Below are 753 nucleotides of genomic sequence, written 5' to 3' on the forward strand. Positions count from 1 at the left end.
AGGGCTATCGCCTGAAGGGCCGCACGCCGGCGATGGCGCTTCAGCAGGCGCTGCAGATCGACGCGCTGCCGCCGATGATCCCCGAGCCCGAGGAGACCGCAGAAACCATCCCTGATACCCTCGCCGCCTGACCCCGTCGGCCAAGGCCAGGTGTCGGGGAATTACTCAACTTGTACATCCTAGTTTCAGCTGGATCTGATCAGGGGGAGGCGACAATCCATCTTACGCGGGCTCATTCTTGCACTTTGGCATCAACAAAGATCGCCGCACACCTGAAGTCCAACTCAAAGTTGGACATCTCGCACGAAACCTGAATGCAATCATGCGCTTCTGCAGCAATGGAAATAAGCTCAGTAAGTTCTGCGGGCTTTAGGGAGGTGCTGATTAGCGAAATGCTGGAGACGCTTGTAAACGTTAACTTTGCAAAGCGCTCCGTTCCGGAATCGGTCCACCTCAACTCGAACCTTAGCGACAGATCTCTTACTTCAAAGTGCATCGAGTAAAGCTCGACCCCCCAAAAAGCGTCTAGGCCTCGAAAATCGGACACTGCTATTTTGTCCATTTTTCTACGATCCCCTTCAAAATCTGAAGTGAATTCTTGTCAATCGGTATGTGAGTGACTTTAGGGAAGGTCTGAACAACTCCCATGATCTCGGCGACAATAGCGCACCGCGATTGGGGTGACGATCGATGCAGCTGACGTTCGGTGACGCCGAGGGCATGGGCAAGCGCAAGCGTACCCGGCGGGAGATC

General features: G+C 54.4%; 1 protein-coding gene. It reads right to left on the reverse strand.

The features are described 5' to 3' along the window. Positions 1 to 549: 549 nt before the first annotated feature. The coding region (locus tag FPV26_RS12785) for a hypothetical protein (protein ID WP_220429106.1) at positions 550 to 753 on the reverse strand (204 nt) is incomplete at its 5' end.

This window comes from Vulcaniibacterium gelatinicum (assembly GCF_008033445.1).
Taxonomy (GTDB): domain Bacteria; phylum Pseudomonadota; class Gammaproteobacteria; order Xanthomonadales; family Xanthomonadaceae; genus Vulcaniibacterium_B; species Vulcaniibacterium_B gelatinicum.